This is a genomic window from Rhizobium sp. WYCCWR 11146, from assembly GCF_013591995.1.
GTDB lineage: Bacteria > Pseudomonadota > Alphaproteobacteria > Rhizobiales > Rhizobiaceae > Rhizobium > Rhizobium indicum.
On record NZ_JACCEY010000015.1, the window covers coordinates 45,749 to 69,689 of the forward strand.

At 61.7% G+C, this 23,941-nt stretch carries 25 protein-coding genes; 11 read left to right on the forward strand and 14 right to left on the reverse strand.

The window, feature by feature from the left end:
- Positions 1 to 12: 12 nt before the first annotated feature.
- From HX899_RS08930 to HX899_RS08955, 6 genes are all read right to left on the reverse strand, one after another.
- Positions 13 to 1,077, reverse strand: a complete 1,065-nt coding sequence (locus HX899_RS08930) for a four-carbon acid sugar kinase family protein (RefSeq protein WP_181292268.1) — start codon at positions 1,075 to 1,077, stop codon at positions 13 to 15.
- A complete protein-coding gene (locus HX899_RS08935) occupies positions 1,074 to 2,066 on the reverse strand; it encodes an ABC transporter ATP-binding protein (protein ID WP_026236973.1) in 993 nt (330 codons plus the stop codon). The genes HX899_RS08930 and HX899_RS08935 overlap by 4 nt, the downstream gene beginning before the upstream one ends.
- Positions 2,066 to 3,073, reverse strand: coding sequence for an ABC transporter ATP-binding protein (locus HX899_RS08940; protein WP_138334252.1), 1,008 nt, complete (start codon positions 3,071 to 3,073; stop codon positions 2,066 to 2,068). The genes HX899_RS08935 and HX899_RS08940 overlap by 1 nt, the downstream gene beginning before the upstream one ends.
- Positions 3,070 to 4,026, reverse strand: a complete 957-nt coding sequence (locus tag HX899_RS08945; protein WP_138334254.1) for an ABC transporter permease — start codon at positions 4,024 to 4,026, stop codon at positions 3,070 to 3,072. Before HX899_RS08945 ends, HX899_RS08940 begins: the two co-directional genes overlap by 4 nt.
- A 2-nt stretch (positions 4,027 to 4,028) precedes the next feature.
- Complete coding sequence (locus HX899_RS08950) at positions 4,029 to 4,985, reverse strand: ABC transporter permease (protein WP_003549486.1); 957 nt, start codon at positions 4,983 to 4,985, stop codon at positions 4,029 to 4,031.
- A gap of 130 nt (positions 4,986 to 5,115) precedes the next feature.
- On the reverse strand, positions 5,116 to 6,750 hold the full coding sequence (locus HX899_RS08955; protein WP_138334256.1) for an ABC transporter substrate-binding protein: 1,635 nt from the start codon (positions 6,748 to 6,750) through the stop codon (positions 5,116 to 5,118).
- Positions 6,751 to 7,077: 327 nt separating this feature from the next.
- On the opposite strand from HX899_RS08955, the gene HX899_RS08960 reads away from it, so the two are divergent.
- Together HX899_RS08960 and HX899_RS08965 are read left to right on the forward strand one after the other, a co-directional pair.
- Positions 7,078 to 7,983 carry a dihydrodipicolinate synthase family protein gene (locus tag HX899_RS08960; RefSeq protein WP_164047394.1) on the forward strand — a complete coding sequence of 302 codons (906 nt, stop codon included), beginning with the start codon at positions 7,078 to 7,080 and terminating at the stop codon, positions 7,981 to 7,983.
- 11 nt (positions 7,984 to 7,994) lie between these two features.
- On the forward strand, positions 7,995 to 9,182 hold the full coding sequence (locus tag HX899_RS08965) for an exo-alpha-sialidase (protein ID WP_181292269.1): 1,188 nt from the start codon (positions 7,995 to 7,997) through the stop codon (positions 9,180 to 9,182).
- Here the strand turns inward: HX899_RS08965 and HX899_RS08970 are convergent.
- Positions 9,154 to 9,348 (reverse strand): hypothetical protein, encoded by a 195-nt coding sequence (locus HX899_RS08970; protein WP_138334261.1) that lies wholly within the window; start codon positions 9,346 to 9,348, stop codon positions 9,154 to 9,156. The two genes, HX899_RS08965 and HX899_RS08970, sit on opposite strands and share 29 nt — an antisense overlap.
- A 192-nt stretch (positions 9,349 to 9,540) precedes the next feature.
- Between HX899_RS08970 and HX899_RS08975 the strand changes: the two genes are divergently transcribed.
- The 4 genes from HX899_RS08975 (at position 9,541) to HX899_RS08990 (ending at position 12,523) form a co-directional block, all read left to right on the forward strand.
- Positions 9,541 to 10,674, forward strand: coding sequence for an iron-containing alcohol dehydrogenase (locus HX899_RS08975; RefSeq protein WP_171599607.1), 1,134 nt, complete (start codon positions 9,541 to 9,543; stop codon positions 10,672 to 10,674).
- Between the two features lie 31 nt (positions 10,675 to 10,705).
- Positions 10,706 to 11,692, forward strand: a complete 987-nt coding sequence (gene pdxA, locus HX899_RS08980) for a 4-hydroxythreonine-4-phosphate dehydrogenase PdxA (protein WP_181292270.1) — start codon at positions 10,706 to 10,708, stop codon at positions 11,690 to 11,692.
- 169 nt (positions 11,693 to 11,861) lie between these two features.
- Positions 11,862 to 12,116 (forward strand): type II toxin-antitoxin system Phd/YefM family antitoxin, encoded by a 255-nt coding sequence (locus HX899_RS08985; protein WP_011649626.1) that lies wholly within the window; start codon positions 11,862 to 11,864, stop codon positions 12,114 to 12,116.
- On the forward strand, positions 12,116 to 12,523 hold the full coding sequence (locus HX899_RS08990) for a type II toxin-antitoxin system VapC family toxin (RefSeq protein WP_012760169.1): 408 nt from the start codon (positions 12,116 to 12,118) through the stop codon (positions 12,521 to 12,523). Before HX899_RS08985 ends, HX899_RS08990 begins: the two co-directional genes overlap by 1 nt.
- Before the next feature lie 196 nt (positions 12,524 to 12,719).
- Here the strand turns inward: HX899_RS08990 and HX899_RS08995 are convergent, their stop codons facing one another.
- Together HX899_RS08995 and HX899_RS09000 are read right to left on the reverse strand one after the other, a co-directional pair.
- The gene (locus tag HX899_RS08995; protein ID WP_171599611.1) at positions 12,720 to 13,202 is read right to left on the reverse strand and encodes an RES family NAD+ phosphorylase; all 483 of its coding nucleotides are present in this window, start codon (positions 13,200 to 13,202) and stop codon (positions 12,720 to 12,722) included.
- Positions 13,199 to 13,630 carry an antitoxin Xre-like helix-turn-helix domain-containing protein gene (locus HX899_RS09000; protein ID WP_003552236.1) on the reverse strand — a complete coding sequence of 144 codons (432 nt, stop codon included), beginning with the start codon at positions 13,628 to 13,630 and terminating at the stop codon, positions 13,199 to 13,201. The genes HX899_RS08995 and HX899_RS09000 overlap by 4 nt, the downstream gene beginning before the upstream one ends.
- Before the next feature lie 124 nt (positions 13,631 to 13,754).
- On the opposite strand from HX899_RS09000, the gene HX899_RS09005 reads away from it, so the two are divergent.
- Positions 13,755 to 14,657: an alanine--tRNA ligase-related protein gene (locus HX899_RS09005; protein WP_181292358.1), complete on the forward strand. Its 903-nt coding sequence runs from the start codon at positions 13,755 to 13,757 to the stop codon at positions 14,655 to 14,657.
- 131 nt (positions 14,658 to 14,788) lie between these two features.
- Here the strand turns inward: HX899_RS09005 and HX899_RS09010 are convergent, their stop codons facing one another.
- The 5 genes from HX899_RS09010 to HX899_RS09030 form a co-directional block, all read right to left on the reverse strand.
- Entirely contained in the window at positions 14,789 to 15,559 is a 771-nt protein-coding gene (locus tag HX899_RS09010) for an ABC transporter permease (RefSeq protein WP_181292271.1), read from the reverse strand.
- Positions 15,556 to 16,344, reverse strand: a complete 789-nt coding sequence (locus HX899_RS09015; RefSeq protein ID WP_181292272.1) for an ABC transporter ATP-binding protein — start codon at positions 16,342 to 16,344, stop codon at positions 15,556 to 15,558. The genes HX899_RS09010 and HX899_RS09015 overlap by 4 nt, the downstream gene beginning before the upstream one ends.
- An 8-nt stretch (positions 16,345 to 16,352) precedes the next feature.
- Positions 16,353 to 17,399, reverse strand: coding sequence for an ABC transporter substrate-binding protein (locus tag HX899_RS09020; RefSeq protein ID WP_138390007.1), 1,047 nt, complete (start codon positions 17,397 to 17,399; stop codon positions 16,353 to 16,355).
- A 53-nt stretch (positions 17,400 to 17,452) separates the two neighbouring features.
- A complete protein-coding gene (locus tag HX899_RS09025) occupies positions 17,453 to 17,890 on the reverse strand; it encodes a VOC family protein (protein ID WP_181292273.1) in 438 nt (145 codons plus the stop codon).
- A 107-nt stretch (positions 17,891 to 17,997) separates the two neighbouring features.
- A complete protein-coding gene (locus tag HX899_RS09030) occupies positions 17,998 to 18,861 on the reverse strand; it encodes an AraC family transcriptional regulator (protein ID WP_181292274.1) in 864 nt (287 codons plus the stop codon).
- Between the two features lie 420 nt (positions 18,862 to 19,281).
- On the opposite strand from HX899_RS09030, the gene HX899_RS09035 reads away from it, so the two are divergent.
- The 4 genes from HX899_RS09035 to HX899_RS09050 all read left to right on the forward strand — a co-directional run bounded on the left by HX899_RS09035 (position 19,282) and on the right by HX899_RS09050 (position 23,923).
- Complete coding sequence (locus tag HX899_RS09035) at positions 19,282 to 20,295, forward strand: sugar ABC transporter substrate-binding protein (RefSeq protein WP_138334275.1); 1,014 nt, start codon at positions 19,282 to 19,284, stop codon at positions 20,293 to 20,295.
- 65 nt (positions 20,296 to 20,360) lie between these two features.
- Positions 20,361 to 21,911 carry a sugar ABC transporter ATP-binding protein gene (locus HX899_RS09040; RefSeq protein WP_181292275.1) on the forward strand — a complete coding sequence of 517 codons (1,551 nt, stop codon included), beginning with the start codon at positions 20,361 to 20,363 and terminating at the stop codon, positions 21,909 to 21,911.
- On the forward strand, positions 21,901 to 22,920 hold the full coding sequence (locus HX899_RS09045) for an ABC transporter permease (protein WP_171599617.1): 1,020 nt from the start codon (positions 21,901 to 21,903) through the stop codon (positions 22,918 to 22,920). The genes HX899_RS09040 and HX899_RS09045 overlap by 11 nt, the downstream gene beginning before the upstream one ends.
- Before the next feature lies 1 nt (position 22,921).
- A complete protein-coding gene (locus tag HX899_RS09050) occupies positions 22,922 to 23,923 on the forward strand; it encodes an ABC transporter permease (RefSeq protein WP_138334278.1) in 1,002 nt (333 codons plus the stop codon).
- Positions 23,924 to 23,941: the final 18 nt, after the last annotated feature.

A 23,941-nucleotide genomic window follows, 5' to 3' on the forward strand; every position in this document is an offset into this window, starting at 1 on the left:
GGCGGTATCTTACTATGCCGCCCGATTCCAAAGAACCAGTCTTAGCAAACTATCGGGCTTGCCGAAGCCCCCGGACTTCACGGCGCACCGAAAATGCCGCCCGTTGGCTGCCGTGACATCGAACCACGGCACGCCGGCCTCGATTTCACCCTTCGGCGCCAGCACTCGGACCCCAAGCGCCTGGAAAACGGCAAGCGCCGTATCGCCGCCGCCGACCATCAGCATGTCAGGCCTGGTATCGTCGATGACCAATCTGACGCCTGCCGCAAAACGGCGGGCGACCAATGCCGCATCGGCTGCCATATCGCCGGTGCAGCGCAACAGCGCCGGCAGCGCCATGCCCTCCCCGCCTTCGACCTGCCCCATCGGCGCGTCCACCACCATGCGCAGAACCCCCGAGGCTTCGAGCCGCTCCATCTGGGTAGCGGTAATCGGATCGCGCGAGCCAAAGGCGAACAGGGTGCGTGGGGTCGCTACAAATTCCGGCACCGGCTGCCGACCTGTTTCGCCGAGCTGGCGGGCAAGTGCGGCACCCAGACCCCGTGCGCCGACCGCAAGTGCCCGCCGCCAGTCATGATCGGCAACGATCTGATCGAGATCACTATCATCCTCCGCATCGGCAACAGCAACATTGCCCGTGCGGCTCTCGAACAGATCGGCGATCCGCAGCGGCTTGTCGACGCCGCGGCCAACGACACAGCCACGATAGGTCACACGCTCCTGATCGGGAACGGCGGGCGCCACGAGGATAGTCTCCAGGCCGAGCGCATCTGCCAGAGCAAGGCTTTCCACTGCTACATTGCCCTTCAGGCGGGAGTCGATCTTCTTCATCACGACTGCCGGCTTCACGCCGCGAAGCGCCTCGGTCGCCAAGCGCACCCTTTCGGCAGCTTCGCGCTCACCGCGCGCGCGCGAGGCGGTATTGATAACGACAACGTCACAGCCGGTGGCGATCGCATCCCCTGCGGCCTCGACATCGACGGCGACCGCAACCGAAAGGCCGGCTTCGACGAAGGGCGTACCGGTATCGAGCGCGCCCGTCAGATCATCGGCAATGATGGCGGCCTTCAGCGTCATGCGGTCTGTCCGGTGTTGACGGCATGGCAGGCGACGAGGTGGCCGGGTTTTGCTTCCTGCCAGGCGGGGATGACCTTGCTGCAGACATCCATGGCAATCGGGCAGCGCGTGTGAAAGCGGCAGCCGGTCGGCGGGTTCAGCGGGCTCGGCACATCACCCTGAAGAATCTGGCGCTGGCGGGTGCGCTCATGTTCCGGATCGGTCTCCGGGACGGCAGATAGCAGTGCCTTGGTATAAGGGTGCAGCGGATTGTCGAAGAGTTCCTCGCGGGTGGCAAGTTCGGCCAGCCGCCCGAGATACATGACGCCGACACGGGTGCTGATATGGCGCACGACTGCGAGATCATGGGCGATAAAGAGATAGGTCAGCCCATATTTTTCCTGCAGATCGAGCAGCAGGTTGATGATCTGCGCCTGGATCGACACGTCGAGCGCCGAAATCGCCTCGTCGCAAACAATGAATTTCGGCTGGCAGGCGAGCGCCCGGGCAATGACGACGCGCTGGCGCTGGCCGCCGGAAAGCTCGTGCGGGTAACGCTGGGCAAACCGTGTTGGCAGGCCGACATCGGTGAGCAGCGTCGCGACCCTATCCTTCAGTTCGGCTTTGGTGCAGAGCTTGTGGAAGAGGATTGGCTCGCCGATCGCCTCGCCCACCGTCATGCGCGGATTGAGTGTCGAATACGGATCCTGGAAGACGATCTGCAGGTCGCGGCGGAAGGGCCGCATCTGTTTTTCGTCGAGCGTCGCGAGATCCTGGCCCTTGTAAACGACCTTGCCGCTGGTCGCCTTGTAGAGGTTGAGGATGGTGAAACCGGTCGTCGACTTGCCGCAGCCGGATTCGCCGACCAGGCTCAGCGTCTCGCCTTCCATGATGTCGAGGTTGACATTGTCGAGTGCATAGACGGTTGCCGAGCGTTCGCCGAAGGCGCCGAGCTTGACGTGGAAATGCTTGACCAGGTTTTCGATCTTGAGCAGCGGCTGAGCACCCATCACGCGGCCTCCTGCATTCTCTGGACGACGAAACAGGCGGCGCGGTGATTGCTGCTGCCGCTCAACGGTTCGAGCTGCGGCACCTTCTCGCGGCAGATGTTCTCGACAAGCGGGCAGCGCGGCGCAAATGGGCAACCCTTCGGCCGGCGGCCGGGCTCCGGCGGCGTGCCGCCGATCGAGCTCAGCCGGCTTGCCGGCGGGTCCGAGAGCTTCGGGATCGATGACAGCAGGCCGCGCGTATAGGGATGGCTCGGGCGGGCATAGAGCTCGTCGACCGGCGCATCTTCGACCACCGTTCCGGCATAGAGCACGGCGACACGATCGACGAGGCCGGCGATCAGCGCCAGATCATGGGTGATCCAGACAACTGACATGCCGAGCTTAGTCCTGAGGTCCTTCACCAGATCGACGATCTGGGCCTGGATGGTGACGTCGAGCGCGGTCGTCGGCTCGTCGGCAATCAAAAGCTTCGGATTGCAGGCAAGGCCGATTGCGATCATCACGCGCTGGCGCATACCGCCGGAAAGCTCGTGCGGATAGGCTTGGAGGCGCTCTTCCGGGCCGGGAATGCCGACAAGCCGCAGAAGTTCGACGGCGCGGGCGCGGGCCGCCGCCTTTTTCATTCCGCGATGATAGACCAGCGGCTCGCAGATCTGGTCGCCGACGCGCATGACCGGGTTGAGCGAGGTCATCGGATCCTGGAAGACGAAGCCGATATCGCCGCCGCGCACCTTGCGCAGCTCTCTATTCGACATCGTCTGCAGGTCGCGGCCGTCGAATGTCGCCGATCCCTTGGTGACCTTGATCTTGTTCGGCAGGAGCCGCATCAGGCTCAGCATCGTCAGGCTCTTGCCACAGCCGGATTCGCCGACGACGCCTAGGGTCTCGCCCCTGTCGACATGGAGATCGATGCCGTCGACGACGATGGCGGGGCCGTTGCGGCCGTCGATTTCGACGGTGAGGCCCCTGACATCGAGCAGGCGGGTGGTGCTTTTCGTGTCCATCATTTGCTGCCCCGCGGATTGAGCGCGTCGTTGAGGCCGTCGCCGAGGAAACTGAAGGCAACCGAGGCAAGGCCGAGCACGGCCGCCGGAGCGGCGAGAAGATGCGGATAATGCTGCCAGACGCGGAGGCCATCCGAGATCATGTTACCCCAGCTCGGCGTTGGCGGATTGACCCCGACGCCAAGGAAGCTGAAGGCGCTTTCCAGCACCATCGCCGTGCCAAGACCGGCGCTGACCGAGACGATCAGAGGGCCTAGCGCATTCGGAATGACATAACGCTTGATGATGATCCAGTTCGAAAGCCCGAGCGCCTGGGCCGCGGTGATATAGGGCCGGCTGCGGATCGACAGCACCTGGGCGCGCACGAGCCGAGCGTATGGCGGCCAGGAGATCAGCGCCATAGACCCGAAGACGAGGGCGAAATCCACCCACATGGTTTCGCGATAGAAGGGATTGAGGGTCTCGAGATAACGCGCTTCCATCCATTTGCTGATCGGCGATTTCAGCGAGGCGTTGATGACGACGACGAGCAGCAGGTTGGGAACCGACATCGTCACGTCGGTCAGCCACATGATGATGCGATCGAATGGATTGCCGAAGAAACCGGCGACGGCGCCGAGCACGAGGCCGATCAACACGGCGAAGACGGTGACGATGACGGCGACGAGGAAAGCGGTGCGCGTGCCGAAGACCACGCGGCTGAAGACGTCGCGGCCGAGATCGTCGGTTCCGAAGAGGTGGCTCATCGACGGCAATACATTGCGGGCGTTGAGATCCTGGCTCAGATAGTCATAGGGCGTGAGATAAGGCCCGAAGATAGCCGTGAAGCCGAGGATCACGACGATGACGAGACCGAAGACGGCGAGCTTGTTGCGCTTCAGCCGATACCAGGCGTCGCGCCACAGGCTGACTGGCTCTTCGACGGTTTCGATGGTCGAAAGAGGGATTGCGGACATGGTCAGCGGCTCCTTCTTGAATCATTGGCGCGCGGATCGAGCAGCGGATAGAGCACATCCACCAGGAGGTTCGACACCATCACCAGAAACGATCCGATTAGCGTGATCGCCAGAATGACCGGATAATCGGAATTGATCAGCGCCTGCACCGTCAACCGGCCGAGACCCGGCAGGCCGAAAACGAGTTCGACGAAGATCGCGCCATTGACGATGGTGATCATGATCAGGCCGAGCTGCGTGACGACGGGCGTCAGCACCGGCCGCAAGATATGGCGCAACGCCACCATGATTTCGGGTACGCCCTTGGCGCGGGCGGTCCGGACGAAATCCTCCGATAGTACCTCGATGACGGCGGCACGCGTCTGACGCACGATCAGCGCGATCGGCTGGAAAGAAAGGACGAGCAGCGGCAGCAGGATACGGACATCGAGGATGCCACCCCAGCCATAAGGCACGCTCGCACCCGGCAGCAGCACGATGAGGCCGACCATCAGCAGCGGGCCGGCGACATAGGCCGGGATCGCCCAGAGGAAGAGTGCGGAGCCCAGAATGGCATAATCGATGCGTGAATTCTGGTTGAGCGCGGCGATCATGCCGAGCGGGATCGCGACGACGGCCGTCAGGATGATGGAACAGATGGCAAGCTGGAAGGAGACAGGTGCCGCGGCTGAGACCATCGCCCAGACGGAGCGGCCCGAGGTCAGCGAATTGCCGAACTGGCCGTGCAGCAGGTTCCAGATGTAAAGGCCAAACTGGACGATGAAGGGTTTGTTGAGGCCGGCGCTTTCGCGAATGGCTTCGATGCGCTGCGGATTATAGGCGACGTCGCCAGGCGCGCGCAGAAAGATCAGCTTGATCGGATCACCGGCGCCATAGAAGGCCAGCGCGTAGACCGCCAGCATCACCACCAGAACGGACGGAATCCAGATGGCAAATCGGGTTAGCACGTAGCGCAGCATGGCCACCTCTCACCTGTTGTTCGATGCGTTCCCGCTTTTGGCTGCGATCGCATCTCTTCTTCTTGAAACTTGCGCGAAGGCCTTGCGGCCTTCGCGCGGGTTATTGCCGATTGGGACGGTTTCCGCCGGATCAACCGATGGAAATGTTCCAGGGTTCGACGACCTGCCAGTCAAGGTTCTTTTCCAGGCCCTTGACCTCTTTGGTGGCCCAGCGCGACATCGCCTGAGAATACCATGGAATGAAGGCCCAATCCTCGCGGAACGCCTTCTGGGCCTCCTGGGCGAGAGCAATACGCTGCGGATCATCCGCAGCCTTGGTCGTGGCCTCGGCAAGGGCACTGTCGACCTTGTCGTTCTTGTATCCGCCGAGCTTGTTCTGGGCGTTCGACGAGGTTGAGGCGATGCTGCCCGCCAGATAGGAGACGGCATCGGGAACGCGGGTGCCGACGTCGTCGCGGAAGATCTGGACCGAGTTCTGATCCGGACCCGCATAGGAATCCTGCTGCGGCTTCATGTCGACGGCGGTGATGCCGAGATTCTGGCGCCACTGCTCGGCAATGAACTGGGCGGCGGCCTGAATGGCTGGCCCCGAGATGCCGACGAACAGGATCTTCGGCAGGCGCTCCGGGCCGCCGTAGGTCGATTCCGCAAGCAGCTTCTTGGCAGCCTCCGGATCATAGGGATAGGGCTCGAAGCCGGAATTCTCCGCGCCCGGGACCGAATTGAGGATCTGGTCCGCCTTCTTATGCGGCCCGTCGGGATAGGACGCCTTGAACAGGCCATCGCGATCGACCGCCATGATCAGTGCCTGGCGGACTTTCGGATCGTCCATCGGCGCACGGGAAATGTTGAACCAGAAGTGCTGGCTCGTCGGGATCAGCGGGCCGGCCGAGAATTCCGGGCCGAGATCCTGGATGATGGTCGAGGTGATCAGTTCGGTATGGGCGTTGAACTCTCCCGACTTGATCAGCGACGTCGCGCTGACATTGTCCTCGATCGAAGTGACCTCGATGCGCGCAAGCTTTGGCTTCGGTCCGAAGAAGTTCTCATTCGGCTCGAAAGTGAGTTTACCGGCGTCGATATCGATGCTCGTCAGCTTGAAGGGACCTGAGAAGACCGGCTTGCTATCGGGCTTATACCAATCGATGATCTCCTCGCCGTCGCTGCCGCGCGACTGCGATGCCTTGGTGATCGGCGCGATGTGGTTTGCCAGGCGCATGAAGAAGATCGGGTCGGCGGCACCAAGCGTCACGACGACCGTCCCCTCGTCGGGTGTCGCGACACCCGTCAGCTCGTTGCCGGAGCCGGCGGAGATTTCGGCGTAACCCTTGACCTTGCTCAGCACCTGGTCGGCGCGCTGGCTCTTGGTGTTCGGCATCGAGGCGACTTCCCACGATCCCTTGACGTCGGCCGAGGTGATCTTGCTGCCGTCGGAAAAGACGGCCTTGGGGTCAATTTTGAAGGTCCAAACAGTGTTGTCAGCCGATTCCCAGCTGGTGAAGACGTAGGGTTTGATATTGCCTTGGCTGTCGAAATACATCGGCGATGCCCACCAGATCGAATTCCAGCGGAACGTCCTGCCGCCGCCGCGCAGCGGCGACCAGTCCTGGTCGAAGGCCGGATGCGCGACCTTCAGGACCTGGCCTTCATCGGCCATGACGATGCGGGCATTCATCCCGAAAACGGTGAGTCCGACGCCGGCTGCAAGGCCGAGCTTCAGCGCGTTACGACGTGATATATTGGTTTTATCCGATTGATCAGACATGGCATTCCTCCCAGAGTGAATTCGGCAGCGCTCTCCCTGCACCTGCCAGGCGCAGCACAATCCGTTCCGTATCGTTCTCTCGTTATTGTAAATATGTCAACAAAAAATCGCAATTTCCATTCGAACAAAATTTTCTACTGAAAATATATAAGTCATAACAGATGGATAACTTTTCGCGTCGGCTTCACGGCATTTTGTCTTCTTGACAAAAGCGCGGCAATATAAAAGTTCTTTGCACTCCATCGCGACGGACGGATGACAATTGCAATGCGCAGCGCGCCGGTTCGAATACGGATCGGCAAGACAGGACGCGCCGAGGAGGGCGGAATGAGCCATCACAGGATTACCGGCGTTTTCAGCGCCTCCGCAACGCCGCTGACGGCGGACAACAGGCCGGATTTCGCCCTTTTCACCGATCACTGCCGGCAATTGCTGGCCGAGGGATGCCATGGCGTGGCGCTGCTCGGCACGACGGGCGAGGCCAATTCATTCTCCGGCGCCGAGCGCCGCGCCATTCTGGAAGCGGCACTGAAGGCCGGCATTCCCGCCGACAGGCTTTTGCCGGGCACCGGCGTCGTCGCCATTCCCGAGACTGTGGAATTGACCCGGCACGCGCTGTCGCTTGGCGTCACCAAGGTGGTGATGCTGCCACCCTTCTACTACAAGGGCGTCTCCGACGACGGTCTCTTCGCCGCCTATTCGCAAGTGCTGGAAAAGGTCGCCGACACCCGCCTGCAGGTCATCCTCTATCATATTCCGCAGGTCTCCGGCGTTCCGCTGTCCATTCCGCTGATCGGACGGCTGATTGCGGCCTTCCCGGAAACGGTCGTCGGCATCAAGGAATCTGCCGGCGATTTCAATAACATGCAGGCGATCATCGCCGCCTATCCCGGCTTCTCGGTGCTCGCAGGCGCCGATCCGCTGCTGCTGCCGTTGCTGAAGGCGGGCGGCGCCGGCTGCATCACCGCCACCTCCAATCTCGTGGCGAATTCGCTCCGCACCGTCTACGACCATGTCCATGACGAGGCGCGCGCCGCCGATGTCGAGGCGGCGCAGGCGCGCATCAACGCCTATCGCACGCTTTCCAATTCCTACGTCCAGATCCCGACCATCAAGGCGATGGTTGGGCTGAAGACCGGCAATCCCGCCTGGAAGCGCACGCGCGCGCCGTTGATGCCGCTCGGCGATGCCGACTATGCCGCACTCGCCGAAAGCTATGCCAAGCTGCCTTGAGGAGATCCGTCATGAGTTTTACCGGCCTGCCTCCGGAAGCCGTTCCGGCCCTGATGACCGGGGCCATCGCCCCTCACCCCACGGTCGAGGGTCGAGCGGATGCCTATCTGCCCTCCCCCTGCATCCAGAACCATGCCGCAAATCTCGCCTTTCTGCCCGACGGCACGCTGACCTGCGTCTGGTTCGGCGGCACGATGGAAGGCATGGGTGATATCTCGATTTACATGTCGCGGCTGGCGCCGGGCTCCGAGCGCTGGTCCGTGCCGGAAAAGATGAGCGACGATTCGGAGAAATCCGAACAGAACCCGTTGATTTTCAACGCTCCAGACGGAAAAATATGGCTGCTCTATACCTCGCAGACTTCCGGAAATCAGGACGGCTCGGTTGTCAAATGCCGGATTTCAGGCGATGGCGGCCAGACCTTCGGCCCGGTTCGTATCCTCAGCGACAGTCCCGGCACCTTCGTTCGCCAGCAGATCGTCGTCAACGGCAGGGGCGACTGGCTGCTTCCGATCTTCCGCTGCGTTGGCCTGAACGGCCAGCGCTGGAGCGGCGATGCCGATACGGCTGCGGTGCTGATGTCGCGTGATGGCGGCGCGAGCTGGCAGATGCGTGATATTCCAGACAGTATCGGCGCGGTGCACATGAACATCCTGCCGCTTGGCGGCGACGAGATGATCGCCTTCTACCGCAACCGTTTCGCCGAAAACATCCTGTTCAGCCGATCCTCCGATGGCGGCGAGACATGGAGTGCGCCCGAGCCCGCCGAATTGCCGAACAACAACTCCTCGATCCAGGCCACGCTCCTGAATGACGGAGCCATCGCAATGGTTTACAACCATTCGAATGCCGGCATGTCGGATGCACGGCGCCAGTCTCTCTATGACGAAATCGAGGGTGGCGAGGCTGGAGGGACCGCCGTCTTTGCCGATAGCAGCGCACGCAAGGCTGTCTGGGGGGTTCCGCGTGCGCCGCTGAGCCTGGCGATATCAAGGGATGGCGGCAAGAGCTTTCCGCATCGCATCGATCTCGATACCGGCGACGGCTTCTGCCTCAGCAACAATTCGAAGGATTCGCTGAACCGCGAATTCTCCTATCCCTCGATCGTCCAGGGCGACGACGGCACGCTCCATATCGCCTACACCTACTACCGGCGCGCCATCAAATATATCAGCCTCGCCCCGCACTCCCTGCCGTGAGCAAAGCGGCAGCAGGAAAATTGTAAACCTGCATCCGATCGCATGCGGAAAGATTCAGGATGACAACGGCTGTGGGTTTAGTGACGGGAGAAATTGACAACAGGGTCGGATTATTCGCCGCCGTGGCAAAGATGATGGCCAGCTGTGCCTGAAATGCCGTTTTCATCGATGCAGTTCCTATAACGCATTGATATTTTTGTCGATATTTGCGCGTCAACGCTAACTTGAAGCGCGACAGATCGCACATCGAAAGATAAAAAATTCCGCCCCCTGGAATGCCGGCTTGACATTTATCTTACAACTTTACATTAAAGAGGGCGACGATAGTGCCGCAAGATCTTGCAGGGAGGACCGGTTCATGGCCAGCTTGGATTCGCCGATCACGATAGTTCGGCCGCATCTGATCGAATTCGGCGTCGGCACGGCGGGAAAGCTCGGCAAATGGGCGACCGAAAAGGGCTATCGGCGCACGCTCGTCATCTCCGATGCTTTCAACGCCTCGCGCATCGACGTGCTGGAGCTGAAGGGCGAGGTATCCGTCTTTGCCGAAGTGACGCCCGAGCCGGATACGGCCAATCTCGAAAAGGTCCTGGCGGCGGCAAATCGCGCCGATGCCGAGCTGATCGTCGGCTTCGGCGGCGGCAGCGCCATGGACCTGGCAAAACTTGCCGCCGTGCTTGCCGGCTCCGCCCAGACGCTGCACGAGGTCGTCGGTCCGAACAAGGTGCATGGGCCGCGCAAGGTGGCGCTCGCCCAGGTGCCGACGACATCGGGCACCGGCAGCGAGGCCGGCATCCGTGCGCTCGTGACCGATCCGGCGACGATGGCAAAGCTTGCCGTCGAAAGCCTGCATATGCTGGCCGATATTGCCGTCATCGATCCGGCCCTGACCTTCAGCGTCCCTGCCCGCACGACGGCCGCCACCGGCGTCGATGCCATGGCCCATTGCGTCGAGGCCTTCACCAACCGCAAGGCCCATCCGATGGTCGACATCTATGCGATCGAGGGAACGCGCCTCGTTGGCAAGTATCTCGCTCGCGCCGTCAGGGACGGCAATGACGCCGAGGCGCGCGCCGGCCTCTCACTCGCCTCGCTTTACGGCGGCTTTTGCCTCGGCCCGGTCAACACCGCCGGCGGCCATGCGCTCGCCTATCCCCTCGGCACGCGCTGGCATGTCGCCCACGGCGCGGCAAATGCGTTGATTTTTCCGCATGTTCTCGCCTTCAATACACCGTCCGCGCCTGAAAAAACCAAGGCGGTGATGGAAGCGCTTGGGCGTGAAACCTCCGGAAACGTCACCTCCGTCTTCGATGCGGCTTACGCTTTCTGCGCCGAACTCGGTATCGAGATGAAACTTTCCGGCCTCGGCGTGCCGGAAAGCGATCTCGACGCCATGGCCGACGACGCCTTTGCCATTCGCCGTCTGCTCGATAACAATCCGCGCGATCTCGCGCGCGCCGACATCCGCGCGATTTACGCGGCTGCTTTTTAAGCGGTAAGGTTTTTTAGAAGGGACTCGATCGATGGACAGGAATGCGAAAGTCGCTGTGACGCTCGGTGATCCCTCTGGCGTCGGCCCCGAGGTGATCGTCAAGGCCTTGGCAGCCCTTCCAAGAGAAGAGCGCCGCGATTTCGTCATTGTCGGCAATGTCGAAGCGCTGGAGCGCGCCGACCGCGTCACCGGCACCGGACTGCGGTTCGGGCCTGCCGATGCACCCGGTGACGACAGGATCGCCGTCGACGAAGTCGCGCTCGCCGCCGCCCTGCCCGAGATCGGCAAGGTCAGTCCCGTCGCCGGCGACGCCTCGGTGCGCTATATCACCCGCGCCGTCGATCTCGCCATGTCTGGTCAAGCCGATGTCATCGTCACCGCGCCGATCAACAAGGAGGCGATGAACCTCGCCGGCCATCACCATGACGGCCATACCGGGCTGCTTGCGCATCTCACCGGCTCGAAGAGTTCCTTCATGCTGCTTGCCTCCGAGCGGCTGAACACCATCCACGTCTCCACCCATATCTCGCTGAAGGGTGCGATCGAGCGCGCCAAGACCGAGCGGGTGCTGGCAACCATCGAAGCCGGCCACAGGCACTTCCTGCGGCTCGGCAAAACGGCGCGCATCGCCGTCGCCGGCCTCAATCCGCATTGCGGCGAAAACGGCCTGTTCGGCACCGAGGACACGGAATTCCTGGCGCCCGCCGTCGAGCAGGCGCAGGCAAAGGGCATCGACGTCGTCGGTCCGATCTCGGCCGATACGGTTTTTGCCCGCGCCTATAACGGCGCCTTCGATCTTGTCATCGCCCAGTATCACGATCAGGGCCATATCCCGATCAAGCTCGTCGCCTTCGACACCGCGGTCAACGTCTCGCTCGGCCTGCCGATCGACCGCGTCTCGGTCGATCACGGCACCGCCTTCGACATCGCCGGCACCGGCAAGGCCAACCACGTCAACATGCTCTCGGCCATCGCCTATGCCCGGCTGATGGCCCGCTCGCCGCGGCGGGAGGTGTGATTGCGGCTTCTAGAAGGGCCGACTGGCGCCGATCGCCGACACAACGATTTCGAACTTCGTTATGACACCTAATAGCAGAGCCGGACTCTGTCGTTCAGGAACGTCCCGCCATTGACGCACCAGCATTCCGCGCGTACATAGCTAGACAGTCTAGCCAGGAGCAGAATCGATGGAATGGCAACTGCAGGACGCCAAAAACCAATTTTCGAAGGTCGTGCAGAAGGCCCGACAAGAAGGGCCGCAGGTGGTGACCGTGCGGGGCGAACGCACGGCCGTCGTTCTGTCCGCCCGCGACTACGACGCCCTGCGCGCCGGCAGGCCGACGCTCGTCGACGACCTGCTCGGCGGCCCCGCCTGGGACGATGAGTTCGCCGATGCGGTCGAAGCACGCAACAAGACTCCAAGCCGCGACGTTGCCTTCTGATGTATCTGGTCGATACCAACATCGTCTCGGAGGCGCGACGCGGCACGCCGCAGGCGGTCTCCTGGCTGCGCTCCGTCGATCCGCTCACCATCCACCTGAGCGCGCTGACGCTTGGCGAGATCATGCGCGGCATTGCCCTCAAACAGAAGTCGGATCCGAAGACCGCGGCCCATCTCACCGAGTGGCTGCGCAAGCTGCGTTATGATCATGGTGACCGGATCCTGCCGGTGACCGACGAGATCGCCGTCGAATGGGGCCGCATCGCCGCCATCCGGCCGCGTGGCGATATCGACGGGCTGATCGCCGCAACCGCAATCGTTCATGATCTGATTGTGGTCACTCGCAATGTCGGCGATTTCGACGATACCGGCGCAGCGGTGATAAATCCATGGGAGACGGACGCGTGAGCAGCCCCGCAACCAGCGCTCACCGCAGAAACTCAGTCTTCTGACGTCGCAATGGGTAGAGGCCTCGGCTACCTCGAGCCGAGAGATGATGCCGTCGATGCGTTTGGTGGCTGCATCGTAAATCGGCGGGGCAAGGCTCATCTGGCCGGCGTTTTGGTTCTGCTCTGCGGAAACGTTGATTGCACCGCCAACCCCATCACATGCCGAACAAACGGCGATCCCAGAAAACCGGTTGGTGAAGGCTTGCCGTGATCGACGGGAATTCCGGGTGGGCCGGATTGATCAATATGTTGTTGTCGACGCGGGCGACGACGCTTGGCACCAGCAGGATGGCGCTGCGTTTTTCCTGGCACCATTTTTCGCCGAAAGCCTTGCTGACGTTTGCCGGCATGCTGTCCCAGCCGGGCAGCGCGGGTTCGGAGAAGACCTCGTAGCTTAGCCCACGCGGCAGGGTGATCGTGACATAGTGCTGATTGGGCGGCAGCCTTCCGCTGCCATGGACGAGCTTTTCGAGCAGTGCGGTCGAATAATGCTCGCTCGTATAGATGATCGGGCTGCCCGACGTGTTCCACCGCCCCGGCGCGATGGTCGAGCCGGTGGCGTCGAAGATCGGATAGTTTCCATGGGGATCTCCGATGCGAACGGATGTCAGCGTACGATCAAGAACCTGTGCGCTCACGCAGCACTGCCGTATTTCAGGCTTCCGAGAATATCGAGCACGAGCTCGCCGCCGATCTCGCTCTGAATGACCACGTCGATGGGCCGCCTGTCCTCAAGCATTGCATGCGGCCGAAACAGGAAATCGCGGGCCTCGATCTCGGTCTGCCAGACATCGAGCGCCTGACCCCAGACACGCGCGAGACGGGCAAGCTTTATGCCTTCATCTGAGGAGAGCCGATGCTTGGACTTGCGCCGTTCATAGGTGGCCTTCGGAACCAGCCGGTATTTGAACTGGGCGTCATCAGGCGCCAGAAGCAGCGCCATGCGGTCGAGCGCCTTGACCGGCAATCCTTCCTCGATGCTGGAGAGCAGGCCGAAGGCCGAACGCGATACCGGCTCCCTGGCGGGCAGCCCGAGAACATCGGCGATACCGGCAAATCCCATCATGGTAACGGCTCCTTTTCACTTGAGGCTATATTTAGTCTCAAGTGATCCTGTTATCAAGTGCACCGTTCCGGTTTTTGATCCTCGCCAGCCGAGCAGCGGATTGCCGCAGGCGCACTAGATCGCTATCTTCCCCGAAGGCACACGAACAGCAAAGGAGGTTGCCTATGTCACCGCGGGACGCCTGATCCAGCAATATCAACACTTCTGCCTTTCCAAGGGCATCGATTTCATACGCATAGAATCCGTACGGCCGCATGATGATACCACACTCTTCTGCAGCGCTGGAATGCAGCAGTACAAGCCCCTCTTCACCGATCCCTCCCATAGTGGAACAGTCGCAAACAGCCAGGCTTGCCTGCGCATGGGCGACCTCGACGAGATCGGCGACGGAACTCACCTTCTCCACTTCACCATGCTCGGCCTTTTCTCGTTTAGGGAAATGGCCGTCGGCGTTGCCATCGATTTCTGGCTCGAGTTTCTGGAAACGGTGCGGCTCGTGCCGGATCATGTGACGATCCATCCCGACCGCCTGGTGGAATGGACGCCGCTCTATCGCGGGCGCGTGCCCATTGTGCCGGATCCGGAATGCATGTGGAGCGATGGCAGCATCAGCGGATACTGCACCGAGTTCTATAAGGAAGGCGTCGAGATCGGAAACATCGTCAATCCGCTCGGAACCTGCATCGACGTCGGCTTCGGTCTCGAGCGTCTCGACATGATCGTCAACGGCACGCCGCAGGTCGATGCGCTCGAAACGCTGTGCGAGACGGTCATGACAATCGTAGAAAGTGGCTACCGGCCGGGCAACAAGGAGCAGGGATACGTCTTGCGAAAACTGCTCCGTCGCATCCACAAGATGGGCGGCACGCTCGATCATCCCTTCTTCGCGGAAGAGGTCGAACGCCAGAAGCGACTGCGTGCCAAATATCTGCGTTTGCGTGACCGCCATTCCGAGATGAGTCCCGACTGGTGGTTCGACACCCATGGCATCGATCTCTCCGACATCGGGAAGACGATGGACGAATAGCGGAAACAAGGCCTCCCGCAGATAAAGCGGGAGGCCTTGCCATATCCTGGAAAGCGTCAGCGTTTCGGCCATCCCCTGTTTGCCCAGGCGAGGAGCCAGTCATGGAGATGTGCTGCCCGCATTGAACGCTTTCAGTTGCGAGCCGGCTGCAGCCGACGGAAAATCCGCTCGATCTGGGCAACAGCGGCAAAAAAGACGATGCCGGAGAAAGAGGCGAGCACGACGGCGGCAAAGAGCCTTTCCGCCTGATAGTTGAATGTGGACTGGATGATGACAGCGCCCAGCCCCTGGTTCGAGCCGATCCACTCCCCGACAATCGCGCCAATCACACAGGTGGTTGCCGAAATGCGCAGCGATGCAAAGAGCAAGGGGGCGGATCGTGGGGCGCGTAGGCGCCAGAACGTCTCCCACCCGCTCGCCGAAAGCACACGCATCAGGTCAAGCTCGCTCGCAGTTGCCAGATTGAGGCCCCGGGCGGTATTCACCAGGGTTGGGAAGAAGCAGATGAGAGCAGCGATGATGACCTTTGGCAGCATGCCGAGGCCGAAGATGAGGATGATAATCGGCGCGAGCGCCAGCACCGGGATGGTGTTGAAGAGCAGGACAACGGGAAAATAGGCGGCCTGGAACCGCGGATTATAGACAAAGGCAACCGCCAGGATCACGGCGAGACTATTGCCCAGGAGGAAGCCGAGGCCCGCCTCACCCCATGTCGGGACGGCGTTCGACAGCAGGAAGCGCCATTCGATGCCAAGCGTGCGCAGGATCGCCAGCGGCGTTGGAACGATATAGGACGGAACGCCGAGGGCCGGCACCAGCCATTGCCAGGCGAGGAGCAGCGAAAGGGCGCCGATAACAGGAAGGCCGATTGCCTCGGCGAATGACAACGGACGATGCATCATGCAGCCGAACTCCCCAGCTGCAACAAATGGCGCAGATGGGCGGCTGTCTCCTGGACATCGAGACTCTCGCGCCGACAGAGCCCACGCTCGTCTTTCAGCGGTGCAAGGTCGATCAGCGCCTGGACGCGGCCCGGATTGGCGGCCAGGACCAGCACGCGTCCGCCGAGATAGATCGCCTCGACGACGCTGTGGGTGACGAACAGGATGGTCGTGCCGGTCCGGCGCCAGACGTCCAGAAGCTCGTCGTTCAGTCGTTCACGGGTGATCTCGTCGAGCGCACCGAAGGGCTCGTCCATGAGCAGGATATCCGGCTCGCATTGAAGCGCGCGCGCAATGGCGACACGCTGGCGCTGGCCCCCGGACAATTGATGCGGATAGCGGTCGGCCAGATGCGACAGGCCGACCAGTTCGATCCAGTGGTCGGGCCGCGGATCGACCGATCGCGAGACGCTGTTCTTCCCCACCTGCAGCGGCAGCGCGACATTCTCCCTCACAGTCCGCCACGGCAGCAGCGTTGCGTCCTGAAAGACGAAGGCGACCTCGCGCCGCCGGCGCGCCTCCGAGGCTGTCCTGCCGAGCACCGACAGCCGCCCGTCGAGCGGCGGGAGAAGATCCGCCACCGCACGCAGCAAGGTCGACTTGCCACAGCCGGAAGGACCGAGAATGGTCAGAAACTCGCCCCTGCCGACGCTGAGATCGACGCCGGACAGAATGCGGGTCGTCTCGGCGGTGCCGGCATAGCCGACAGCCAGATCCTTGGTTTCGATGGCCGCTGCTTCAGGCAAATCCGCTCTCACGCAATCTTCGGACGGTCGTCCGCCGTCATGTCGAGTATCTCAGTCGTATAGCAATCCTCCAGCTTCGGCGCGCCGCTCTTGAACTGACCGATTTTGTCGTAGACGGAAATCTGCTCGGCAAGCGCGGCCGGATCGAAGCTGCCCCAGCCATCCCTACCGGTCGCCGTGTCAAAGCTCAGCGACAGGATGCGCGACACCGTCTTCAGCTCTACGGCAAGATCGAGCTGCGGATAGGCTTCCACCGTCAGTTTGACTGCCTCTTCAGGATGTTCATGCGTCCAGGCCCAGCCCTTGGCGACGGCACGCAGCACCTTTGCCAGTGTCTCGGCATGGCCGCTCACGGCATCGTCGGTGGCAAAATAGACGTTGGCGTAGGAGGGCAGGCCCGTATCCTTCATCATCAGATCGATGCGGTCGGGGCCGATGATGGAAAGGGCCTGCGTGTTGGTGATCCATCCGGTGACGGCATCGACCTGGCCGGTCATCAGCGGCGTCATGTCGAAGCCGATATTGGTGATAGTCAGGCTCGAGGGATCGATATTGTTCTTCAGCAGGATGGCATCGAGCACATAACGGGCCGTCGGCTGGATGCCGATGCGCTTGCCGATCATATCCTTGACGGTGCGGATCGGCGCCTTGGGCAGCGAATAAAAGGCGAAAGGCGCCATGCGGAAACCGCAGGCGAAGATCTTGATCGGCACGCCGGATGAACGGGCTAGAAGAAGCTGTGCCGAATCCGAGAATTGGCCGAGCTGCGCATCACCCGTGATCACGGGCGGCACCGTTGCAGAATTGGGACCGCCGGGGGAAAACTCGACATCGAGACCCTCGGCCTGGAACAGGCCCTGCTTGACTGCGACGATATCGCCGATCTGTCCGTTGCTCATCAGCCAGTCATATTTGATGACGACCTTGGATGCGGCGGCTTTGGAGTGACGCGGCACGAACACGCTGATCCCTGCCGTCGCTGCAGCAAGGGCAAAGGCTCCGCCCTTCAGGACGGTACGCCTGCCGACCACGATTTGTTTGTCATCCCCGCTCATTTTGCTTGCCTTTCCCCTTGTTGGATTTTTGGACGACCGGCCGATTGCGCTCGCTATTGCGGGTCGATGTCACCAATCGGGCCGCCTGCGGACCACGCATAGATTTCCCAGAGATTGTCGTCAGGATCGGCGAAATAGACGCATCGCGCGTTCCAGACATAGTCCTGCGGCGGCGCATGGAAGAGCACGCCCGCGGCTTTCAGCTCCGTATAGGCAGCATCGACCTGCTCTGGCGAGGCGAGCTCGATGGCTGCGCAGGCCTTGTGCGCACCTGGAGGGGCACGGCGGCTTGAGACACCGGTATTCTCGGCGATATGCTCGATCTCCCAGAGCGCCAGCGTCACGCCCGCCCCTTTAAAATCGGCAAAGCCGGGAGCACGGCGGCGAGGTTTGAAGCCAAGACGCTCGACATAGAAAGCCGATGCTTTGTCGATATCCTCGACCAGGAAGCAAATGTCGGTAATCGGATTGGTTTGGGCAAAAGCGGTCATATGGGCCTCCTGATGGGAAAAGCCTCGCAGACCGCAGCCTCAAGAGATTTCAAATTCGTGCGGTTGTCTTTCGCAAAGCTGCTGATCTGTCATCGGCAAGAGCCGGCTCAAAGACGGACCGAACGCTGGTATTCTTTCGGGGACGCCCCCATCAGACGGCGAAAGACGCTGGAGAAATGCGCCTGGCTTGAAAAGCCCGTGGCATAAGCGATGTTTGCGAGCGTCTCCTTGCCATCGGCGAGGTAAAGCCGTGCTCGTTCGATCCTGCGTTCGAGAACGAAGCGATGCGGCGCCAAACCCGCCGCCCGTTTGAATTCCCGGCTGAAGTGAAAGGGGCTCATATGGGCCACCCCGGCCAGCTCCTCGACACTCAGATCGGATTTGCCAAGCAGGTTCTCGATGTAATCGATCACACGCCGGAGATTGTCCGATGTCAGCGGACGATCGCCGGTTTCAGGTTTGGCGCCCAGCAGTTTTACGACGCAGCAGGCGAGCGCCATCCCCAGATGCTGCATCAAAAGCAGGTCGTCGCGCCCGGTCTTCTCGGCGGCAAATGCGAGGGAGAGCGCGACCTGCAGCGTTGTCGGATCAGTCGTCGCGCTGAGCGCGTCACTATCCCAATGCTCGGGATCGAAGCGAGAGCCCCCGATGCCGCTGTAAAGCGCAGGTGACTGGAAGATCGAGATATAATCCGCCGCATCGCCCTCGACTTCGAGGACCGTGGCGGCCGGTTGAAATCCCAGGGTGAACGGCGGCCTCTCAACCTTGCGGAACGCCCCGCTTCCAAGCCGATAGGCATATTTGCCGTGCGCGGTGCGGTTGATCGAAATTCTATGAAGGGAGCCCCTCGACACCATTTGCCCTGCGGCGCTGCGATAGGTCTCGACGATCATGTCGCGTTGTACGAAGGCCTTGTAGCCTCCAAGGGATGGCCGGCTTATTGAGAAAATCTGCGGGTCGATATCGGGCATTGTTTCATTCTCCCTGGCAGCAGAGAGGCAAGTTGCGCGCCAAGTGGAAGCCAAGCTTCTCGCTAGATATCAACGTCGCAGCATAAAACCCGACGGTGCCCATGAAATCGTGACTTTACGCCTGCTGTCGCGCCACGCGGCACCGCGGCCTAGCAGGAGTTCACCTTCGGCAAATTTGGTCGCATGCGCAAGAATTATGCAGTGCATATTCTTCTTGATCGGTGGCTGCAGACTCATCTGACCGCTCTGAAAACTGCCGAGGCATCCGAAATCATTCCCGGTCGCGGGAAACCGCGGCCAGGGATGAGCTTTCGTTCCGTCCACTCTTTCCACCGGAGATCGTTCTTTTGGAAATTCGTTCCTATCCATCCGCATTAATCCATTTAATCTATAGACATAATTAATTGGAGAGAAATTGCGATGAGTATCGAAAAGTCTGAAAAGGGTCTCGGAAGACGAGATCTGCTGAAACTGTCTGCCGCGGCCGGGGTCGCCGTCGCCGGTGCATCCCTCATCGGGCAGAAGCCGGCTTTTGCCGCCGGCGAAGAACTGTCGCTGAAAGGCAAGCGCATCGCCATCAGCGCAACCGGCACCGATCACTTCTTCGATCTGCAGGCCTACAATGCCCAGATCGAGGAGGTAAAGCGCCTCGGCGGCGAGCCGATCGCCGTCGATGCCGGACGCAACGACGGCAAGCTGGTCTCGCAGTTGCAGACGCTGATTGCTCAGAAGCCGGATGCGATCGTTCAAATCCTCGGCACGCTCAGCGTCATCGATCCCTGGCTGAAGAAGGCGCGCGATGCCGGGATCCCGGTTCTGACCGTCGACGTCGGTTCGACCAATTCGATCAACAACACCACCTCCGATAACTGGGGCATCGGCAAGGATCTGGCGCTGCAGCTCGTCTCCGATATCGGCGGCGAAGGCAATATCGTCGTTTTCAACGGCTTCTACGGCGTAACCCCCTGCGCGATCCGCTACGACCAGTTGGTCAATGTCGTCAAATATTTCCCGAAGGTGAAAATCCTCCAGCCGGAACTGCGCGACGTCATCCCGAATACCGTGCAGGACGCCTTCACGCAGATCACGGCCATCCTCAACAAATATCCGGAAAAGGGGTCGATCAAGGCGATCTGGTCAGCTTGGGACATTCCGCAGCTTGGCGCGACCCAGGCCTTGGCGGCAGCCGGGCGGACAGAGATCCGCACCTACGGTGTCGATGGCAGCCCGGAAGTGCTGCAGCTCATCGCCGATCCGAATTCGCCGGCCGGCGCCGATGTCGCCCAGCAGCCGGCGGAAATCGGCCGCACCGCCATCCGTAACGTTGCCAAGCTGCTCGCCGGCCAGACGCTGCCGCGCGAAACCTATGTTCCGGCCCTGCTCGCCAACAAGACCAATGTCGGCGAAGTCACCAAGAAACTCGGCATCGGCTGATAGTGAATACGAGCGATCCTGCCCTGCCAGGATCGCTCGTAATCTGCGCGCCCGGAGAGATCGATATGACGGCAATTTCGTTGAAGCAGCCGGTGACGGCACGCAACGACATCATCCGCTTCGAAGGCATCGTCAAGCACTTCGGCGGCGCGCAGGCGCTTGCCGGCGCCTCGCTGATCGTCAAGCGCGGAACCGTCCACGGTCTTGTCGGCCAGAACGGTGCCGGCAAATCGACGCTGATCAAGCTGCTGGCAGGTCTTCACCAGCCGGATGGCGGCCGGATCGAGATCGAAGGGCAAACATTCGACAGGCTGACGCCGCATCTTGCCGAAGAGCTCGGTATCCACTTCATTCACCAGGATCGGCTGTTGGTGCCGACCTTCACCGTCGGCGAAGCCCTGTTCCTTGGCCGGGAACCGCGCGTCGCGGGCACGCCGTTCCTCGACCGGCGACTGATGCAACGTCGCGCGTCTAATATTCTCAACGACTATTTCGGTATCCGGTTGCCGAACGCCGCCTTGATCGGCGAATTGTCGACTGCCGAAAAGCAGATCGTGCAAATCACCCGCGCCCTCCTCAATCAGCCGAAGGTGCTCGTCTTCGACGAGCCGACGGCCGCATTGGTGCGCCGCGAGGCCGATATCCTCTTCCGGCTGATCCGCCGTCTGCGCGACGAAGGCGTCACCATCATCTATATCTCGCATTACCTGAACGAAATCGAAGAGCTCTGCGACCACGTCACCGTGCTGCGCAACGGGCTGGACGTCGCCTCCCTGCCGATCGGCGACACCTCGGCCGGCGCGATTGCGCGGCTGATGGTCGAACGCGACATCAAGGAGATGTTTCCAAAGCCGGAGGTTACGCCGGGCGACGAAATCCTCAAGGTCGAGCAGCTATCGGCACCGGGGAAATACAGCGATATCAGTTTCACGCTTCGCCGCGGCGAGGTGCTCGGCCTCACCGGCCTGCTCGGCTCCGGCGCAAAGGAGCTGGTCCGCACTCTCTTCGGCCTGGAGACTCCGGCTTCCGGCCATATCGAGATCAGCGGCAAGGCTGCCCGTTTCACCAATCCCACCCAGGCGGCCCACCACGAAGTCGCCCTGGTGCCGGAAGATCGGCGTCGCCACGGCGTCGCGCTCGACCTCAGCGTCGCGGAAAATATCAGCCTTTCGAGCCTTGGCCGCTTCACGCGTTTCGGCTTTCTTGATCGCAGACGCGAACAGAGAGAAGTGGACGGTCTGATTACGCGGCTGCAGGTGAAGACCAATGGGCGGGATGCCCTGCTGCGCACGCTTTCGGGCGGCAACCAGCAGAAGATCGCCATCGCCAAGTGGCTGAGCCGCCGCTCCGAGGTCTATCTCCTCGACGAACCAACAGTCGGCGTCGATATCGGCTCCAAGGTCGAGATCTATACGCTGATCGGCGAACTCGCGTCGCGCGGCGCCGGCGTCATCGTGCTGTCTTCGGATCTGCCCGAACTGATCGGCATCACCGATCGCATCCTGGTGCTCTTCCGCGGCCGCGTGGTGCGGGAATTCATATCGTCGGAGACCACGGCGGATGCGGTGCTCGCTCAATCGACCGGATCATCCGAGGGACATCGCCATGTCGGCTGAAGTGGAATTCGCGCCTTCCAGTTTTTCCGCTGTGGAACCGCCTCCCCGGCCGGCCGGCAATATTGCGGCCGCGGCATTGCGCTTCGGATCGCTGATCGCTTTCGCCGCCATCCTGATCATCTTCTCGCTGACCGCACCCTATTTTCTCAGCATCGGCAATATCGGCAACGTGCTTGGTCAATCGGCCATCTCCGGCGTGCTTGCCATCGGGTTGACGATCGTGCTGATCGCCGGCGGCTCCAATGTCGTCACCGGTGGCATCGACCTGTCGCTCGCTGCCAATATGGGCCTCAGCGCCGCCGTCTATGCGAGCCTGACACAGCTCGGCTACAGCGATGCGACGGCGATTGCCGCGACAATCTTGACCGGCGCCCTGATCGGCTCGGTCAATGCAATCGCCGTCGTCTATGCCGGCATCGTGCCGCTGCTGGCCACGCTTGCCGTCATGAATGTCGTCGCCGGCCTGGAGTTGGTGCTGACCGGCAATACCGTCCTGCCGGCCTCGACACCTTTCCTATCGGCGCTCTCGGCCTCGGATCCTTTCGGCATCCCGGTTCTTGCCTATGTGCTCCTCGGCTTCACGGCGATCACCACGGCGATCGTGCAATATACCCCGCTCGGCCTGCGTCTCTATGCCGTCGGTGAGTTCCCGGATGCGGCGCGTGCCGCCGGCCTGCCGCTTCGCCGGCTGCTCGCCGGCGCCTTCGTCGCCAGCGGCGTCTCCGGCGGGATCGCCGGCATCCTGTCGGTTTCCTATCTGAGCGGCAGCACGACCGGCGCCGGCGAGATGCTGTTGCCCGTCGTCGTGACGGCCCTGCTCGGCTCGGTCTTTTCGCGCCGGCTGGTTCCGACGATCACCGGGACGCTGCTTTCGGCCCTTTTGGTCGGCTTCCTGGTCAACGGTTTCCAGCTGCTGAACATTTCGAGCACGCTGGTCAGTGGCGTCCAGGGTGTGCTCATTCTCATCGTCGTTTCCGCAACCACGCTGCTGCGCCGACAGGAGGCCTGACATGTCGCTCCAGACCCCTCCCCTCGCCAGCATCGGCTTGCCGCGTCTTATCGCCGGCGGCCTGGTGCGCTATGGGCTGATCCTCGCCCTGGTTGCGGTATTTGCCGCCTTTTCCGTGGCAACGCCGACGTTCCTGACGCCTGCGAACCTGCAGAGCATCCTGGTCAACAATTTCACGCTGCTTGCCATCGTCTCCGTCGCCATGACCTTCGCCGTCGCGTCGGGCGGCATCGATCTTTCGGTGGGAACGGCGATGGATTTCGCCAGTTTCGCCTTCGTTTCGCTCGTCCTCGCCGGGCAGCCGGTGGCAGTCGCCGCACTCGCGGGACTGGCCGCCGGAGCGTTCGTCGGTGCCTTCAACGCGCTGCTGATTTCAGGGATCGGCGTGTCGCCATTCCTCGCCACACTCGGCACGCTGTTCATCGGCCGCAGCGTTCAGCAGCTGCTGACCAATGGCGGCAATCCGGTCTATCTGCCGCCGAACGGCGTGCCGGAAGCCTTCCGTTTTCTCGGCCATGGCACGATCGCCGGCTTCCCGGTGCCGCTTGCCGCTGCCATTGTCGTCATTGTAGCCGCTGCGGTCGTTTTTGCCCGCACGCGTTTCGGCCGCGTCATCCTGTCGATCGGCATCCAGCCGGGGGTCGTGCGCTATTCCGGCATCGCCGCGCCGGCCCATGTCGCGGTGACTTTCATCCTGGTCGGGTTGATCGCGGCAATCGCCGGCCTGATCCTGACCGCAACCGTCACCACCTACATTCCCTCCTCGGGCAATGCCTTCCTGCTGAATGCAATCGGCGCGACCTTCATCGGCACGACGCTCAGCCCACTCGGGCGGCCGAATGTCGGCGGGACCGTTCTCGGGGCGCTGCTGCTCAGCATCGTCGCCAATGGCCTGCTGCTGACCGATCTGAACTTCTACTGGCAGCAGGTCGGCACGGGAACGTTGATCTTCGCCGTGCTCGCCCTGAGCTTCATCAACAGAAAGACCGCCGGCGCCGCTTAAGAGAAGTCGCAACTGCGG

Bases quoted from the DNA above. Each gene is read 5' to 3' on its own strand.
- HX899_RS08975 (WP_171599607.1), top strand. From the start codon at position 9,541: ATGGCCAGCTTGGATTCGCCGATCACGATAGTTCGGCCGCATCTGATC.
- HX899_RS08985 (WP_011649626.1), top strand. From the start codon at position 11,862: ATGGAATGGCAACTGCAGGACGCCAAAAACCAATTTTCGAAGGTCGTG.
- HX899_RS09000 (WP_003552236.1), bottom strand. From the start codon at position 13,630: ATGATGGGATTTGCCGGTATCGCCGATGTTCTCGGGCTGCCCGCCAGG.
- HX899_RS09035 (WP_138334275.1), top strand. From the start codon at position 19,282: ATGAGTATCGAAAAGTCTGAAAAGGGTCTCGGAAGACGAGATCTGCTG.
- HX899_RS08990 (WP_012760169.1), top strand. From the start codon at position 12,116: ATGTATCTGGTCGATACCAACATCGTCTCGGAGGCGCGACGCGGCACG.
- HX899_RS08955 (WP_138334256.1), bottom strand. From the start codon at position 6,750: ATGTCTGATCAATCGGATAAAACCAATATATCACGTCGTAACGCGCTG.
- HX899_RS09020 (WP_138390007.1), bottom strand. From the start codon at position 17,399: ATGAGCGGGGATGACAAACAAATCGTGGTCGGCAGGCGTACCGTCCTG.
- HX899_RS09025 (WP_181292273.1), bottom strand. From the start codon at position 17,890: ATGACCGCTTTTGCCCAAACCAATCCGATTACCGACATTTGCTTCCTG.
- HX899_RS09040 (WP_181292275.1), top strand. From the start codon at position 20,361: ATGACGGCAATTTCGTTGAAGCAGCCGGTGACGGCACGCAACGACATC.
- HX899_RS08935 (WP_026236973.1), bottom strand. From the start codon at position 2,066: ATGGGTGCTCAGCCGCTGCTCAAGATCGAAAACCTGGTCAAGCATTTC.
- HX899_RS08950 (WP_003549486.1), bottom strand. From the start codon at position 4,985: ATGCTGCGCTACGTGCTAACCCGATTTGCCATCTGGATTCCGTCCGTT.
- HX899_RS08945 (WP_138334254.1), bottom strand. From the start codon at position 4,026: ATGTCCGCAATCCCTCTTTCGACCATCGAAACCGTCGAAGAGCCAGTC.
- HX899_RS09030 (WP_181292274.1), bottom strand. From the start codon at position 18,861: ATGCCCGATATCGACCCGCAGATTTTCTCAATAAGCCGGCCATCCCTT.
- pdxA (WP_181292270.1), top strand. From the start codon at position 10,706: ATGGACAGGAATGCGAAAGTCGCTGTGACGCTCGGTGATCCCTCTGGC.
- HX899_RS08930 (WP_181292268.1), bottom strand. From the start codon at position 1,077: ATGACGCTGAAGGCCGCCATCATTGCCGATGATCTGACGGGCGCGCTC.
- HX899_RS08940 (WP_138334252.1), bottom strand. From the start codon at position 3,073: ATGATGGACACGAAAAGCACCACCCGCCTGCTCGATGTCAGGGGCCTC.
- HX899_RS08970 (WP_138334261.1), bottom strand. From the start codon at position 9,348: ATGAAAACGGCATTTCAGGCACAGCTGGCCATCATCTTTGCCACGGCG.
- HX899_RS09050 (WP_138334278.1), top strand. From the start codon at position 22,922: ATGTCGCTCCAGACCCCTCCCCTCGCCAGCATCGGCTTGCCGCGTCTT.
- HX899_RS09010 (WP_181292271.1), bottom strand. From the start codon at position 15,559: ATGATGCATCGTCCGTTGTCATTCGCCGAGGCAATCGGCCTTCCTGTT.
- HX899_RS09045 (WP_171599617.1), top strand. From the start codon at position 21,901: ATGTCGGCTGAAGTGGAATTCGCGCCTTCCAGTTTTTCCGCTGTGGAA.
- HX899_RS08965 (WP_181292269.1), top strand. From the start codon at position 7,995: ATGAGTTTTACCGGCCTGCCTCCGGAAGCCGTTCCGGCCCTGATGACC.
- HX899_RS08960 (WP_164047394.1), top strand. From the start codon at position 7,078: ATGAGCCATCACAGGATTACCGGCGTTTTCAGCGCCTCCGCAACGCCG.